This window comes from Stenotrophomonas sp. AR029, from assembly GCF_047520695.2.
Taxonomy (GTDB): Bacteria; Pseudomonadota; Gammaproteobacteria; order Xanthomonadales; family Xanthomonadaceae; genus Stenotrophomonas; species Stenotrophomonas sepilia.
Genome location: NZ_JAXBQQ020000006.1, coordinates 19,773 through 34,213, shown reverse-complemented (window position 1 = coordinate 34,213; position 14,441 = coordinate 19,773). Strand labels below are relative to the sequence as shown.

The following is a 14,441-nucleotide window of genomic DNA, read 5'->3' as shown; positions in this document are numbered from 1 at the left end:
GGGCGGGGGGGCGGGCCCCCCCCCCCCCCCCGAAGCCCCGCCCCGGCGGGGCTTCGTCCGTTCTGGACCCGGTCCGATGAGGCAGTTTTCGCGGCCGGGCGCCGGGCGTGCGATAATCGACCGTTACCCTGACGACGCCGCGCGCCGCCGCCACCTATGTCTTCTGATTCGATGCGGAACATCCGCAACTTCTCCATCATCGCCCATGTCGACCACGGCAAGTCCACGCTGGCCGACCGCATCATCCAGCTCTGTGGTGGCCTGCAGGCCCGCGAGATGGAAGCGCAGGTGCTCGACTCCAATCCCATCGAGCGCGAGCGTGGCATCACGATCAAGGCGCAATCGGTGTCACTGCCGTACTTGGCCAAGGACGGGCAGACCTATCACCTGAACTTCATCGACACCCCCGGCCACGTCGACTTCTCCTATGAAGTCAGCCGCTCGCTGGCCGCCTGCGAAGGCGCGCTGCTGGTGGTCGATGCGGCGCAGGGCGTGGAAGCGCAGTCGGTGGCCAACTGCTATACCGCAGTGGAGCAGGGCCTGGAAGTGGTGCCGGTGATCAACAAGATCGACCTGCCCACCGCCGACATCGAGCGCGCCAAGGCCGAGATCGAGGCCGTGATCGGCATCGACGCCTCCGACGCCGTGCCGGTCAGTGCCAAGACCGGCCTCAACGTGCAGGACGTGCTGGAGGCGATCGTCCATCGCATCCCGCCGCCGGTGCCGCGCGACACCGACAAGCTGCAGGCGCTGATCATCGACTCGTGGTTCGACAACTACCTGGGCGTGGTCTCGCTGGTGCGCGTGATGCAGGGCGAGATCAAGGCCGGTGACAAGCTGCAGGTGATGTCGACCGGCCGCAACCACCAGGTCGACAACGTCGGCGTGTTCACTCCCAAGCGCAAGGTGCTGCCGGCGCTGCGTGCCGGTGAAGTGGGCTGGGTCACCGCCAGCATCAAGGACGTGCATGGTGCGCCGGTCGGCGACACCCTCACCCTGGCCGGCGATCCGGCGCCGAAGCCGCTGCCGGGCTTCCAGGAAATGCAGCCGCGCGTGTTCGCCGGCCTGTTCCCGGTCGATGCCGAAGACTATCCGGACCTGCGCGAAGCGCTGGACAAGCTGCGCCTGAACGATGCCGCGCTGCGTTTCGAGCCGGAAAGCTCCGAAGCGATGGGCTTCGGCTTCCGCTGCGGCTTCCTGGGCATGCTGCACATGGAGATCGTGCAGGAGCGCCTGGAACGCGAATACAACCTGGACCTGATCAGCACCGCGCCGACGGTGGTGTATGAGGTCCTGAAGACCGACGGCTCGGTCATCAACATGGACAACCCGGCCAAGCTGCCGCCGGTGAACCAGGTCGAGGAGATCCGCGAGCCGATCATCCGCGCCAACGTGCTCACTCCCGAGGAGTACATCGGCAACATCATCAAGCTGTGCGAAGAAAAGCGCGGAAGCCAGATCGGCATCAACTACCTGGGCAGCCAGGTGCAGATCAGCTACGAGCTGCCGATGGCCGAGGTGGTACTGGACTTCTTCGACAAGCTCAAGTCGGTCAGCCGTGGCTATGCCTCGCTGGATTACCACTTCGTGCGCTTCGACGCGGGCCCGTTCGTGCGCGTTGACGTGCTGATCAACGGTGACAAGGTCGACGCACTGTCGCTGATCGTGCACCGCAGCCACGCCGACCGCCGCGGCCGCGAGCTGTGCGAGAAGATGAAGGACCTGATCCCCCGCCAGATGTTCGACGTGGCCATCCAGGCTGCCGTCGGCTCGCAGATCATCGCCCGCACCACGGTCAAGGCGATGCGCAAGAACGTGCTGGCCAAGTGCTATGGTGGCGACGTCTCGCGCAAGAAGAAGCTTCTGGAAAAGCAGAAGGAAGGCAAGAAGCGCATGAAGCAGGTCGGCCGCGTGGAGATCCCGCAGGAAGCGTTCCTGGCCGTGCTGCAGATGGACAACAAGTAAGCCCGCACCGGCCTCGCGGGGCCGGTCGTCTGGTGACGTTGCAAAGGACCCTGAATGAAACTGTTTGAGATCCTCCTGGTCGTGCTGACCCTGGCCTCGGGCCTGATCCTGCTCGCCGACAAGCTGTACCTCGCCAAGCGCCGCGCCCAGCGCGCGGGCCTGCTCGACACCGAGCCGGTGCTGGTGGACTACTCGCGTGCATTCTTCCCGGTGCTGGCGATCGTGCTGATCGTGCGCAGTTTCATCGCCGAGCCGTACAAGATCCCGTCCAGCTCGATGATGCCGAACCTGCTGATCGGCGATTTCATCCTGGTCAACAAGTTTTCCTACGGCCTGCGCCTGCCGATCAGCAACACCAAGATCGTCCCCTTCGGCGAGCCGTCGCGCGGCGACGTGGTGGTGTTCCACTTCCCCGGCCACAGCGACAACGATCCGGCCAAGGGCGAGAACTTCATCAAGCGCGTGATCGGCGTGCCGGGTGACACCGTGGTCTTCGAAGGCGACGGCGTGATCCTCAATGGCGAACCGCTGAAGTACGACAACAAGGGCATCTATGCCGGGCACAAGGGCCAGGGCGAGGGCGCCAACCTGCTGGTCGAGCACCTGCCGGGCCGTACCCATACCGTGCTGGAGACCGACTATCCGCGTGGCCAGGGCCAGTGGACCGTACCGGCCGGCAAGTACCTGGTGATGGGCGACAATCGTGACAATAGCGACGATGGCCGCTTCTGGGGCCTGCTGCCGGAAGAAAACCTGCGCGGCAAGGCCTTCCTGATCTGGCTGAACTGCCAGGGCTGGTTCTGCAAGGATGGCTTCGAGCCGTCGCGGATCGGCTCGAGCATCAACTGAGTACCTTCACATCCAACGCGTATCTGGGGAGAACGCAATGAAGACGATGAACACGCAGCGTGGCATGACCCTGACCTCGTTCCTGGCGGTCCTGATCGTGGTGGGTTTCTTCCTTTACATCGGCATGAAGCTGTTCCCGATGTACCAGGAGTATTACGCGGTGCGCTCGGCGATGAAGAGCCTGGCCAAGGAGCCGGGCGTGGGCAGCATGGAGCCGGCCCGGATCCAGGATCTGTTCTTCAAGCGCCTGTACATCAATTACTCGGAAAACGTGAAGCCGGCCAACGTGAAGTTCGACCGTCGCGACAATGGCTGGACCCTCAAGGTCAACTACGAAGTGCGCCGTCCGCTGGTCGGCAACCTGGACGTGGTTGGCAAATTCGATTCATCCCAGGACCTGACTCGAAGCGGTGCCGAATAAACCTTTCCAACGTGGTGACCTGATCGGTCATCCCTTCCGCGACCCGGCGCTGCTCAAGCAGGCGCTGACGCATCGTAGCGCCGGTGCGCCACACAACGAGCGCCTGGAATTCCTGGGCGACAGCATCGTCAACATGATGGCGGCCGAGGCGTTGTACCGACGCTGGCCCAAGGCTGACGAGGGCGCGATGACCCGTGCCCGCGCCGAACTGGTGCGTGAGGGCGCGCTGGCGGTGATTGGACGTAGCCTGGAGCTGGGCGAGCGGCTGATCCTGGGCCCGGGCGAAATGAAGTCCGGTGGCCACCGTCGTGATTCGATCCTGGCCGACGCGGTGGAAGCCGTGGTGGCTGCGATCTACCTGGATGCCGGTTTCGAGGCCTGCCGGGCGGTGGTACTGCCCTGGTTCAGCGCTTCGATCGAGGCACTGCCGGCCTCCGGCCGGCCCGAGAAGGACCCCAAGACCCGCCTGCAGGAATGGCTGCAGGCCCGACAGAAGGCGTTGCCGCAGTATGAACTGGTGTCAGAATCCGGTGACGACCACGCCAAGCATTTCCGGGTACGCTGCAACGTAGCCGACCCGGCCGCCAGCACCGAGGGCGAAGGCGCCTCGCGGCGGCTTGCCGAACAACAGGCGGCTGCGGCCGTCCTAGAACAACTGGATTCCAAGTGAGCGAACAAACTCCCCATCATTGCGGCAGCGTGGCCGTCATCGGCCGCCCGAACGTGGGCAAGTCGACCCTGACCAATGCTCTGGTCGGCGCCAAGGTCAGCATCGTCTCCAACCGTCCGCAGACCACGCGCCATCGCCTGCTGGGCATCGCCACCTATCCGGAAGGCCAGCTGGTGCTGGTCGACACCCCCGGCCTGCACAAGGTGCAGAAGCGGGCGATGAACCGGGTGATGAACCGCGCCGCGCGTGGCTCGCTGGAAGGCGTCGATGCCGGCCTGCTGGTGATCGAAGCCGGTCGCTGGGATGAAGAGGACAGCCTGGCGTTCAACGTGCTGCGCGACGCCGGCATCCCGGTGGTGCTGGTGGTCAACAAGATCGATCGCCTGAAGGAAAAGGGCGCGTTGCTGCCGTTCCTGCAGCAGGTGACCGAGGGTCGCGACTTCGCCGCCGTGCATCCGATCTCCGCGCAGAAGCGCAATGGCCTGGAAGCGCTGGTGCGCGACGTGCTGAAGCTGCTGCCGGAAGCCCCGCCGATGTTCGGCGAGGATGAGATCACCGACCGCAGCCAGCGTTTCCTGGCCGGTGAACTGGTGCGTGAGCAGCTGATGCGCCAGCTCGGCGAGGAACTGCCCTACGCCACCACTGTCGAGATCGAGCGCTTCACCGAGGACGGCAACCTGCTGCGCATCGGTGCGGTGATCTGGGTCGAGCGTGAAGGCCAGAAGGCCATAGTGATCGGCAAGGGCGGCGCCCGCCTGAAGGAGATCGGCGCCAAGTCCCGCCTGCAGATGGAGCGTCTGTTCGGGGCCAAGGTGTTCCTGGAAACCTGGGTGCGCGTGCGTGAAGGCTGGTCCGACGACGAGGCCGCGCTGAAGGCCTTCGGTTACGAGTAAGGCGTTGTAGTCGCTTCGATGATGATCGAGGACGACACCGGCTTCGTGCTGCACGCACGGGCCTACCGCGAGACCAGCCTGCTGGTCGAAGTGTTGAGCGCACAGCATGGCCGTATTGGGCTGCTTGCGCGTGGCGTGTCCACTGCCAAGGGCCAGGTGCTGCGCGCCGCCCTGCAGCCGTTGCAGTGGATCCGCTTCAGTGCCCAGCAGCGGGGGGAACTGGCCCAGCTGCGTAGCGCCGAGGCGCTGGATGCCGCGCCACGCCTGGTCGGGCAGGCCATGCTGGCCGGTTTCTACCTGAGCGAACTGACCCTGCGCCTGGCCCCGCGCCAGGACCCGCTGCCGGAGCTGTACCTCGCCTACGGCGAGGCGCGTGCGCGGCTGGCGGTGGGCGCTGGCCTGGCCTGGACCCTGCGCCGTTTCGAACGCGAGCTGCTGTCTGCGCTGGGCCTGGGTTTCGAGCTGGACAGCGCCAGCGATGGCCAGCCGATCGATCCGGCGGCGCGCTACGAACTGGACCCGCAGGAGGGTGCGCAGCGCCTGCTGAGCGAGCGCGGCGGGGAGCGCCGGGCAGCCGCCACCGGGTCGGCGCTGTTGGCGCTGGCGGCCGACGAAGAGCCGGATGCCGCCGATCTGGCCAGCCTGCGCCTGCCGATGCGGCGGGTGCTGGCCCATCACCTGGGGCCGCGCGGCCTGAAGTCCTGGGAAATGCTCGAGCAGCTGGCGCCCCGCAGGTAGGGGGTGTTGAGCAGGGCTTGCAGCCCTGCACCTGCCGAGGCCAAAGCAACAGCAACAGCAACAGCAACAGCAACAGCGTGCATTCCGTGGGATGGCGGGGTGGGTCCGGTTGAGAGGGGCGCTGCAAGTACCCCTCCGGGGCCCGGCCCAGCCGCCAGCGGCTGTGCGTTCGGGCGCTTGCGAAGCAGTGCTTCGCAAACAAAGCGCCCTCACCCATGTAGCTCGGTCGCCGCTTGCTCGTGTGCGCTGTCCTGCGCACACGGCAAGACCGGGGTTGGGCGTCCTGCCCAACCCGCCCGAGGCATGCCTCGGGCCCATGCGGCTCACGCCCCCTCAACCGGCCCCACCCCGCCTTCGACAGATTCTTGCGAGCTGTCGGACATGCCGACGGGGTCAGATCCGTTTTCTTTCGGAAAACGGATCTGACCCCAGTTTGAATTTCGATATCTGACAGATGTGTCGACCAAGGTCGACACCTACCAACAGCCGAGTGAACCTGTCGAAGGCGGGGCGGTATCGGAGGGCGGGGTGTCAGCCGCATGGATGCGGCTGCCAAGCCCCCATGGACGGGTTTACGGCGTCCCCGCACTCCGATACCGCCCCGCCAACCCACGGGATGCCAGCTTTTGCTTTTGCTGTTGCCTTGGCTTGAAGCATCTGCGGGTGCAGGGCGCAGCCCTGCCGAGCAACCCTCAGTGCAGCAGGGCAGCCACCGCGTCGCGGAACCCCGCCTGGGCCTGCCCGGACTCGGGCGCATGATGCAGCTGGCGCACCGCCCGTCCCAACCGTGCCGCCCCCACGAAGCCACAGCTGGCCTGCAATCGGTGCAACTGGCTGCGCAACTGGCGCTCGTCGTGCTGGTCGACCGCCTGCTCGACCGCGTCGCGCACGCCCGGCAACTCGGCCAGGAACAGTTCGCGCAGTGCGATCAGGTGGTTGCGCTGGCCATTGAGCGCTGCCAGGGCTGCGGTCTCGTCCCAGTCCTGTACGGCCAGTTCGACCGCGGCCGGGGCCTGTGCCACGAAGATCCCCGCCGGGCTGTTGACCAGCGCTCGGCGCACGGCCTTCAGCAGCTGGTCGCGGCCCAGTGGCTTGACCAGGGTGTCGCTGAAACCAGCTTCGCGCAGGCGGGCGTGAATGGAGGCATCGCCGTCGGCGGTATGTGCCAGCGCCGGCGTGTCGGGATGTGAACGGCGCAACTCACGCAACAGCTGCGCGCCATTGCCGTCCGGCAGGTTGACGTCGATCAGCCACAGGTCATGCGAGCCGGGCTCGGCACTGGCCAGGGCACTGGCCAGTGAATCTGCGGTGTCCACGTCCGCCGGTAACGTTTCCAACGCCGCCTTGAAAAAACCGCGGCTGATGATGTCGTCCTCGACAAGCAGGAAGCGGGGCCGTGCGGCCCGCGGGGTCATCTGCATCAGGGCTGCCTCCATGTCAGCTGTCCCAATCATCAAGCACGGCGGCCACGGGCGCAAGCGGGTCCGGGCCCCATCGGTCAGGATCTGCGACAATACGCCCCCATTTTTGCCCGCAGCCTGTTGCCACGTGGCCCGATCCCGCTCCCGCACCGACCGTACCCCGTTCCAGACCGAGATCCTCGACCTCAGCCATGATGGTCGCGGTGTCGCCCGCCGTGAAGGCGAGGGCGGCAAGGTCACCTTCGTCAGCGGCGCCCTGCCCGGTGAGGTGGTGATGGCTGAACAGACTGCCCGCAGCCGCCATTTCGACGAGGCGCGCACGCTGGAGGTGCTGCAGGCCTCGCCGCAGCGGGTGATCCCCAAGTGCCCCCATTTCGGTACCTGCGCCGGCTGCGTGCTGCAGCACCTGGACGAAGACCAGCAGATCGTCGCCAAGCAGCGCGTGCTGATGGATAACCTGGAGCGGATTGGCCATGTGAAGCCGGGCACCGTGCTTGCGCCGCTGGTCGGCGAGAGCTGGGGCTACCGCCGCAAGGGCCGCTTCTCGGTGCGCCGGGTCGAGAAGAAGGACAAGACCCTGGTTGGCTTCCGTGAACAGGATCCGCGTTTCGTCGCCGACCTCAGCCAGTGCCTGACCGTGATTCCGGAGATCGGCACCAAGGTCGAGGCGTTGTCCACCTTCATCGAAACGCTCGATGGCAAGCGTGACATCCCTCAGATCGAATTCATCGCCGGTGACCAGGCCGTGGTCCTGACCGTGCGCCACCTGCAGCCACTCAGCGATGCCGACCGCGCGGCCTGGGCCGCCTTCGGCCAGCAGCATGGCTTCGTGATCTACCTGCAGTCCGGTGGCGTGGACACCGTGCAGCCGCTGGACGGGCAGGGCGTGGCGCTGTCGTTCCGGCTGGCGCCGTGGGATGTCGAGCTGGCGTTCCGCCCGCTGGATTTCATCCAGGTCAACGCCAAGCTCAACGAGAAGATGATCGCCCACGCCCTGGACCTGCTGCAGCCGGGTGAGGACGAGCGCGTGCTGGACCTGTTCTGCGGCCTGGGCAACTTCACCCTGCCGTTGGCCCGCCGTGTGCGTGAAGTGGTGGGTGTGGAAGGCGATGCCGGCCTCGTCGCGCGTGCGCGTGAGAACGCGGAGCGCAACGGCCTGGCGAACGCGCAGTTCTTCAGCGCCGACCTGACCCAGGACCAGCGCAGCACGGCGTGGATGCGCCAGGGCTTCGACAAGCTGCTGCTGGATCCGCCGCGCTCGGGCGCGATCGAAGTGCTGCAGCAGCTGCCGCTGAAGCAGTTCAAGCGCATCGTCTACGTCAGCTGCCACCCGGGCTCGCTGGCGCGCGATGCCGGCTATCTGGTCAACGAACAGGGCTTCACCCTGGTCAGCGCCGGTGCCATGGACATGTTCCCGCACACCGCGCACGTGGAAAGCATCGCGGTATTCGAAAAGCGCTGAGCAGCTGTCATCACCCGTGGCGCATAATTGCGCCATGGGCATCGAAATCGAACGCAAATTCCTGGTCAGCAGCGATGGCTGGCGCACCGCCGCGCATCGGGTGATCCCGATGGCGCAGGGCTACATCAACGACATGGGCGCGCTCGACCGCGGCACCCAGAACGCCTCGGTGCGCGTACGCATCGAAGGCGACCACGCCGCGCTGAACCTGAAGTCGCGCACCCTCGGCCATACCCGGCAGGAGTTCGACTACCCGATCCCGGTGGAGGACGCGCGCGCACTGCTGGCGCTGTGTGTCGGCGGCCTGATCGACAAGCGCCGCCATCTGGTCGAACACGCCGGCCTGACCTGGGAAGTGGACGAATTCCTCGGTGACAACGCCGGTCTGGTGGTGGCCGAAGTCGAACTGGAAAGCGCCGATCAGGCCATCGACCTGCCGGACTGGGTCGGCGCCGAAGTGACCGATGACGCCCGCTACTACAACGTTGCCCTGGCCAGCCGCCCGTATTCACAGTGGTGAACCCCCAAAAAGGGGACGGAGGGGATTAAGTCGTCTTTACCCCGCCTGTGCGGAAAGCGACTTAATCCCCTCCGTCCCCTTTTATCGAGGAAGGCGGTCCCCATGTCGTGGACATGAGAATCGACATCTACTCCGACGTGGTCTGCCCCTGGTGCTGGATCGGCAAGCATCGTTTCCAGCAGGGCGTGCAGTTGCTGGGCGCCAATGCGCCTGAACTCGATATCCACTGGCAGCCGTTCCAGCTGGACCCGGATGCGGACGACACCCCGGTGCCGCTGCGCGAGGCCTATGCGCGCAAGTTCGGGGGCGTCGAGCGCACCGAGCAGATCCTCGGCCAGACCCAGACCACCGCGCGCGCGGAGGGGCTGCCGATGGATTTCAACCAGGGCCAGGTGCGGGTGACCACACTGCCGGCGCATCGGGTGTTGTGGCTGGCCGGCCAGCATGGCGTGCAGGATGCGGTGGGTGAAGCGCTGTTCCGCGCCCACTTCGAGCATGGCCAGAACCTGGCCGATACCGCAGTGCTGGTGAAGGCCGGCGCGGCGGGTGGCCTGGACGGTAGTGAAATCGCGCAGATGCTGGCCTCCGACCGGGGCCTGGCCGAGGTCGAAGCCAAGCTGGCGCAGGCCCATGCACTGGGCATTTCTTCGGTGCCGACCTTCGTGATCGATGGGAAGTGGGCCATTTCCGGGGCCCAACCACCCGAGGCGTTCGCCCAGGCCCTACAGCAGATCGCGGCCGAACAGGGCGCCCCGGCTACCCCGGCTGACGGCGACGAGGCCTGCGGCCCGGACAGCTGCAAGGTCTGACCGGCTCCTCAAAAGGGGACGGAGGGGATTAAGACGTATCCAGCCCCTTGGGGCCGATTGCGCCTTAATCCCCTCCGTCCCCTTTTTCTGACCACTGCGCCTGTCGGCCGGTTCTGCGACAATGCGGCACTGCGCCATGCGGGCGCGCGTTGTGGAGATCGACCATGCTGCTGATCGGCGTTGCCGGCACCGAACTGACCGCCCAGGAACGTGACTGGCTGCAGCACGACGCCGTGGCCGGAGTGGTGCTGTTCAAGCGCAACTTCGCCTCGCGCCAGCAGGTGACCGATCTAAGCGCGGCCATCCGTGCCGCTGCCCCGCGCCCGCAGCTGATCTGCGTGGACCAGGAGGGCGGCCGCGTACAGCGCTTCCGCGAGGGTTACAGCGATCTTCCGCCGCTGCAGGACATTGGTGCCCTGTACGCCACCGACCCGCAGCAGGCCCTGGCGCTGGCCGAGCAGCACGCCTGGCTGATGGCCAGTGAAGTTCGCGCCAGCGGCCTGGATCTCAGCTTCGCCCCGGTGGTCGACCTTGGCCGCGGCAACCGCGCCATCGGCAACCGCGCCTTCAGTGAAGACCCGCAGGTCGTGGCCGCGTTCACCGCAGCCTATGTGCGCGGCATGCACGCGGTCGGCATGGCTGCCACGCTCAAGCATTTCCCTGGCCACGGCACCGTGCTGGAAGACACCCACGTGGATACCGCGATCGATCCACGCGCGCTGGACGAACTGCGCGCGCAGGACCTGGTGCCGTTCCAGGCCGGCATCGCCGCCGGTGCCGATGCGGTGATGATGGCGCACGTGATCTATCCGCAGGTGGCAGCGGAGCCCGCCGGCTATTCCCCACGCTGGATCCAGGACATCCTGCGCGGCGAACTCGGCTTCCGCGGCGTGGTGTTCTCCGATGACATCGGCATGGCCGCCTCGCACAGCGCCGGCGGCGTGCCGGCACGCGTGCACGCGCACCTGGACGCCGGTTGCGACGTGGTGCTGGTCTGCCATCCGGAACTGGTCGATGAAGCCCTGCATGCGGTGCAGGGACGCTCCCTCAATACTGCTGCGCTGCTGGGCCTGCTCGGCCGCGGCGCACTCGGCTGGGACGGCCTGCTGGCCGATGCCCGCCATGGCGACACCCAATCCCGTCTGCTTGAAACCCTTGGAAGAACCGTCTGATGCCCAACCTCACCATTTCCCAGGCCCTGGCCCAGGCTGACCTGCTGGTCGACCGCCCCACCATCGACAAGGCCATCGCTGCTATCGCCGACGCCATCTCGCGCGATTACAAGGGCGAGGTGCCGTTGTTCCTGTCGATCATGCATGGTGCGCTGCCGTTCGCCGGCCAGCTGGCGCTGGAACTGGGTGCGCGCGGCCAGGACGTGCAGTTCGATTACCTGCACGCCACCCGCTACCGCGGCGAAACCACCGGCGGTGACCTGGTCTGGAAGCACAAGCCGGCCACCTCGCTGTTCGGCCGCCGCGTGCTGCTGGTCGACGACATCCTCGACGAGGGCTACACCCTGCAGGGCGTTCGCACCTGGTGCCTGGAACAGGGCGCGACCGATGTGCGCATCGCTGCGATGACCGTGAAGAAGCACGACCGTGCGCTGCCTGACGTGACCGCCGATTACGCGGGCATCGAGCTGCCGGACCGCTACGTATTCGGCTTCGGCATGGACGTCAACGAGACCCTGCGCTGCGTGCCGGCCATCTACGCAATGAAGGAATAACGGCGCGGCCGCACGCGGCGCGTCTTTTCCATCGCCGGCATCCTCGGGTGCCGGCGTTCGTCTTTTCATGGAGTGCTTCTAATGCAACAGATCGCCCTGGCCGTGATCGGCGGTACCGGTGTCTACAACCTGGCCAAGCTTGACGACGTGCAGACCCACGAGGTCGACACCCGCTTCGGCCGCCCATCGGGCCCGGTGCGCGTGGGCACGCTGCTCGGCCATCGCGTGGCGTTCCTGGCGCGGCATGGCGAGGGGCATTCGCTGCCGCCGCACAAGATCAACTACCGCGCCAACCTGGCTGCGCTGCAGCAGCTGGGCGCGCAGCGGGTGCTGGCATTGAACACGGTGGGGGGCATCACCGAGAACTTCGGTCCGCGCGTGCTCGCCTGCCCGGACCAGATCATCGACTACACCTGGGGCCGCATCAGCACGATCTGTGAAGAAGAAGGCTCCGACGTGGTCCACGTCGATTTCGGCCATCCGTACACGCCGATGCTGCGCAGCAAGATCCTGGCGGCAGCCAAAGTGACCGGTGTCACGGTCCATGACGGTGGCTGCTATGGCGCAACGCAGGGCCCGCGCCTGGAAACCGTCGCCGAAATCGCCCGCATGCGCCGCGACGGTTGCGATCTGGTGGGCATGACCGGCATGCCGGAAGCCGCACTGGCGCGGGAGCTGGGGCTGGATTATGCCTGCCTGGCGATCATCGCCAACTGGGCCGCCGGCTGCGGTGATGGCGAGGAGATTACGATGGCCGAAGTGCTGGCCAATGTGCAGGCGGCCAGCAACGGACTTCCGGAACTGGTGGGCGAATTGGCGCGGGGGTGATTGTCTTCCCCGAGCAAGCTTTGCATACTCAGCTTGTGCGCGGGTTCAGCGTACACCACCCATTCATTGCATAAGGTCTCGCATCACCATGCCGAACGGTACCGTCAAGTGGTTCAACGACGCCAAGGGATTTGGCTTCATCTCGCCGGAGGATGGCAGCGCCGACGTGTTCGCGCACTTCTCCGCCATCAACTCCAAGGGCTTCCGCAGCCTGCAGGAAGGCCAGCGTGTCACCTATGACGTGACCCAGGGCCCGAAGGGCGCCCAGGCTTCGAACATCACGCCGGCCGAGTGATCCACTCGACAGTGCGTTGAAAACCCCGCTCCGGCGGGGTTTTTTTTGCGCTGCGACAAGAATTGCGCTGCCGTGGGCGGAGGCCCCGCTGGGCATCCGGATTTGTGCTCGGGCACAATGCGCCCATGAAGGAACGACTGCGCATCGCCGTGATCGGCTACGGCACCGCTGGACAGGCATTGTCCATCCTGCTCTCCCGTGATGGCCACGAGGTGGAGATCTTCGAACGTGTGCCCACGCCGGGACCGGTTGGCGCCGGTTTCCTGCTGCAGCCCAGCGGCCTGCAGGTGCTGTGGCAGATGGGCCTGCTTGACGCCGTGCGCGCGCATGCCGCGCCGGTGCATCGCCTGTACGGCGATACGCCGTGCGAACGCGCAGTGATGGACATGCGCTACGCCGGCCTGGACGCGCGCCTGCACGGCCTTGGCATGCAGCGCGGCGCCCTGTTCTCGTTGCTGGATGATGCGCGTGCTGGTGCGGGCCAGCTGCATGCCGGCGTCAGCATCGCTGCAGTGGATGCCGAGCATGGCCGCCTGCGTGACAGCGAAGGGCGCCTGCACGGTGCGTTCGACCTGGTGGTGGCCGCCGATGGTGCGGCCTCGACGCTGCGCGGCACGATCAAAGACGGTAACGGACTGGATCGCGTGTATCCGTGGGGTGCGCTGTGGTGCCTGTTGCCAGCCGAAGACTGGCCACACCTGCAGGAGCTGCGGCAGCGCTACGTGGCCGCACGCAAGATGATCGGGCTGTTGCCGGTCGGTACGCGGCCCGGTGATGACACGCCGCGCCTGAGCTTTTTCTGGAGCCTGCCACGCGACGATTTCGAACGTTGGCAGGCCGACGGCATGACGCCCTGGCTGGACGAACTGCATGCGCTGTGGCCGCAGGCCAGTGCACGCTTCGCGCATCTGCGTGACGCCGGCCAGCTGGCACGGGCCGTCTACCGCGACGCGGTGATGACGCGCTGGTATCACGGCCGCATGGTGCTGGCCGGCGATGCCGCGCATGCGATGAGCCCACAGCTGGGCCAGGGCGTGAACATGGCGCTGCTCGATGCGCTGGCGCTGCGCGATGCCTTGCGCGCGCATGGTGGCGGTGCCGCGGCATTGCAGGCCTACCAGGCGCAGCGCAGGGCGCACGTTGCGGTCTACCAGCGCTGGAGCCGTTGGCTGACGCCGCTGTTCCAGTCCGATCGCGATGCCTGGGCCAAAGCGCGCGACGTGCTGCTCGGCCCGATGGGGCGCCTGCCGGGTGGGCGTGGTCACATGCTGCGTGTGCTCAGCGGTACCCAGCATGGCTGGTTCGGTTCGCTCGCGCTGGATCCGGCTTTCGTCGACGCGCTGGCCACTGCGGCCCAGGTGCCTCGCATCAACGCGATCACGGCCACTGCGTGAAACGCGTCGTCACGTGAATTAACGGTTGCCTCACTGCGCATATGCGAGAAGTAGGTTGCACGCGATTGCGCGTCGCCCGTTTTCCTTTCCGTGATCAACATCGCGCGTGGCCCGGGAGGCGCTGCCGTCGCCGCCTGTTGCGGCCCGGATGTGCCGCCTGTTGTCGAAGAGGAGGATGCCATGTTGTTCGCGGTCGAGGAGCTGGAATCGGAAATCTGCAAGCTGCGCGGTCTGTTGCAGATGCTGCACGAGGACCAGCCCGACGTACTGGAGGACGTGTTCGAGTTCCATGTCGGCAGCCTGATCAGTCATGCGTCGCCGGAGCACCACACGCGCATCCGCACCTGCGCGCAGGAGATGCTGGCGGCGATCCAGGCCCTGCCGCGGCGCCGGGAAGAGGACACGCCTGAGTTCCAGCTGATGCCGCAGCTGGATATCCGTCCGGCCTGA

16 protein-coding genes are annotated in these 14,441 nt (G+C 66.4%); 15 read left to right on the top strand and 1 reads right to left on the bottom strand.

The window, feature by feature from the left end:
* Positions 1–171: 171 nt before the first annotated feature.
* Genes lepA through recO form a run of 6 tightly spaced genes read left to right on the top strand, consistent with a single transcriptional unit; the run spans position 172 to position 5,536 of the window.
* Positions 172–1,965 carry a translation elongation factor 4 gene (gene lepA, locus ACM0PB_RS16705; protein ID WP_005418237.1) on the top strand — a complete coding sequence of 598 codons (1,794 nt, stop codon included), beginning with the start codon at positions 172–174 and terminating at the stop codon, positions 1,963–1,965.
* A 54-nt stretch (positions 1,966–2,019) separates the two neighbouring features.
* Positions 2,020–2,814 carry a signal peptidase I gene (lepB, locus tag ACM0PB_RS16700; protein ID WP_005418234.1) on the top strand — a complete coding sequence of 265 codons (795 nt, stop codon included), beginning with the start codon at positions 2,020–2,022 and terminating at the stop codon, positions 2,812–2,814.
* A 37-nt stretch (positions 2,815–2,851) separates the two neighbouring features.
* On the top strand, positions 2,852–3,235 hold the full coding sequence (locus ACM0PB_RS16695) for a DUF4845 domain-containing protein (protein ID WP_014038086.1): 384 nt from the start codon (positions 2,852–2,854) through the stop codon (positions 3,233–3,235).
* Entirely contained in the window at positions 3,225–3,905 is a 681-nt protein-coding gene (gene rnc, locus ACM0PB_RS16690) for a ribonuclease III (protein WP_005418230.1), read from the top strand. The genes ACM0PB_RS16695 and rnc overlap by 11 nt, the downstream gene beginning before the upstream one ends.
* Entirely contained in the window at positions 3,902–4,798 is an 897-nt protein-coding gene (era, locus tag ACM0PB_RS16685) for a GTPase Era (protein WP_005410599.1), read from the top strand. Before rnc ends, era begins: the two co-directional genes overlap by 4 nt.
* An 18-nt stretch (positions 4,799–4,816) precedes the next feature.
* The gene (gene recO / locus ACM0PB_RS16680; RefSeq protein WP_053499700.1) at positions 4,817–5,536 is read left to right on the top strand and encodes a DNA repair protein RecO; all 720 of its coding nucleotides are present in this window, start codon (positions 4,817–4,819) and stop codon (positions 5,534–5,536) included.
* A gap of 692 nt (positions 5,537–6,228) precedes the next feature.
* On the opposite strand, the gene ACM0PB_RS16675 is transcribed toward recO, so the two are convergent.
* A complete protein-coding gene (locus ACM0PB_RS16675; protein WP_005418228.1) occupies positions 6,229–6,957 on the bottom strand; it encodes a response regulator in 729 nt (242 codons plus the stop codon).
* A gap of 127 nt (positions 6,958–7,084) precedes the next feature.
* On the opposite strand from ACM0PB_RS16675, the gene rlmD reads away from it, so the two are divergent.
* The 9 genes from rlmD to ACM0PB_RS16630 all read left to right on the top strand — a co-directional run bounded on the left by rlmD (position 7,085) and on the right by ACM0PB_RS16630 (position 14,441).
* On the top strand, positions 7,085–8,419 hold the full coding sequence (gene rlmD, locus ACM0PB_RS16670) for a 23S rRNA (uracil(1939)-C(5))-methyltransferase RlmD (protein ID WP_065179469.1): 1,335 nt from the start codon (positions 7,085–7,087) through the stop codon (positions 8,417–8,419).
* A gap of 34 nt (positions 8,420–8,453) precedes the next feature.
* Entirely contained in the window at positions 8,454–8,939 is a 486-nt protein-coding gene (locus ACM0PB_RS16665; protein WP_053500339.1) for a CYTH domain-containing protein, read from the top strand.
* A 113-nt stretch (positions 8,940–9,052) separates the two neighbouring features.
* Entirely contained in the window at positions 9,053–9,748 is a 696-nt protein-coding gene (locus ACM0PB_RS16660; RefSeq protein WP_414604837.1) for a DsbA family oxidoreductase, read from the top strand.
* Positions 9,749–9,912: 164 nt separating this feature from the next.
* Positions 9,913–10,920: a beta-N-acetylhexosaminidase gene (nagZ, locus tag ACM0PB_RS16655; protein WP_065179466.1), complete on the top strand. Its 1,008-nt coding sequence runs from the start codon at positions 9,913–9,915 to the stop codon at positions 10,918–10,920.
* Positions 10,920–11,474, top strand: coding sequence for a hypoxanthine-guanine phosphoribosyltransferase (locus tag ACM0PB_RS16650; protein WP_065179465.1), 555 nt, complete (start codon positions 10,920–10,922; stop codon positions 11,472–11,474). Before nagZ ends, ACM0PB_RS16650 begins: the two co-directional genes overlap by 1 nt.
* An 81-nt stretch (positions 11,475–11,555) precedes the next feature.
* Positions 11,556–12,302: an S-methyl-5'-thioinosine phosphorylase gene (locus tag ACM0PB_RS16645; protein ID WP_164230459.1), complete on the top strand. Its 747-nt coding sequence runs from the start codon at positions 11,556–11,558 to the stop codon at positions 12,300–12,302.
* Between the two features lie 88 nt (positions 12,303–12,390).
* The gene (locus tag ACM0PB_RS16640) at positions 12,391–12,597 is read left to right on the top strand and encodes a cold-shock protein (RefSeq protein WP_005410590.1); all 207 of its coding nucleotides are present in this window, start codon (positions 12,391–12,393) and stop codon (positions 12,595–12,597) included.
* Between the two features lie 125 nt (positions 12,598–12,722).
* Entirely contained in the window at positions 12,723–13,991 is a 1,269-nt protein-coding gene (locus ACM0PB_RS16635) for an FAD-dependent oxidoreductase (protein ID WP_164230457.1), read from the top strand.
* Positions 13,992–14,171: 180 nt separating this feature from the next.
* Complete coding sequence (locus tag ACM0PB_RS16630) at positions 14,172–14,441, top strand: hypothetical protein (RefSeq protein ID WP_053500349.1); 270 nt, start codon at positions 14,172–14,174, stop codon at positions 14,439–14,441.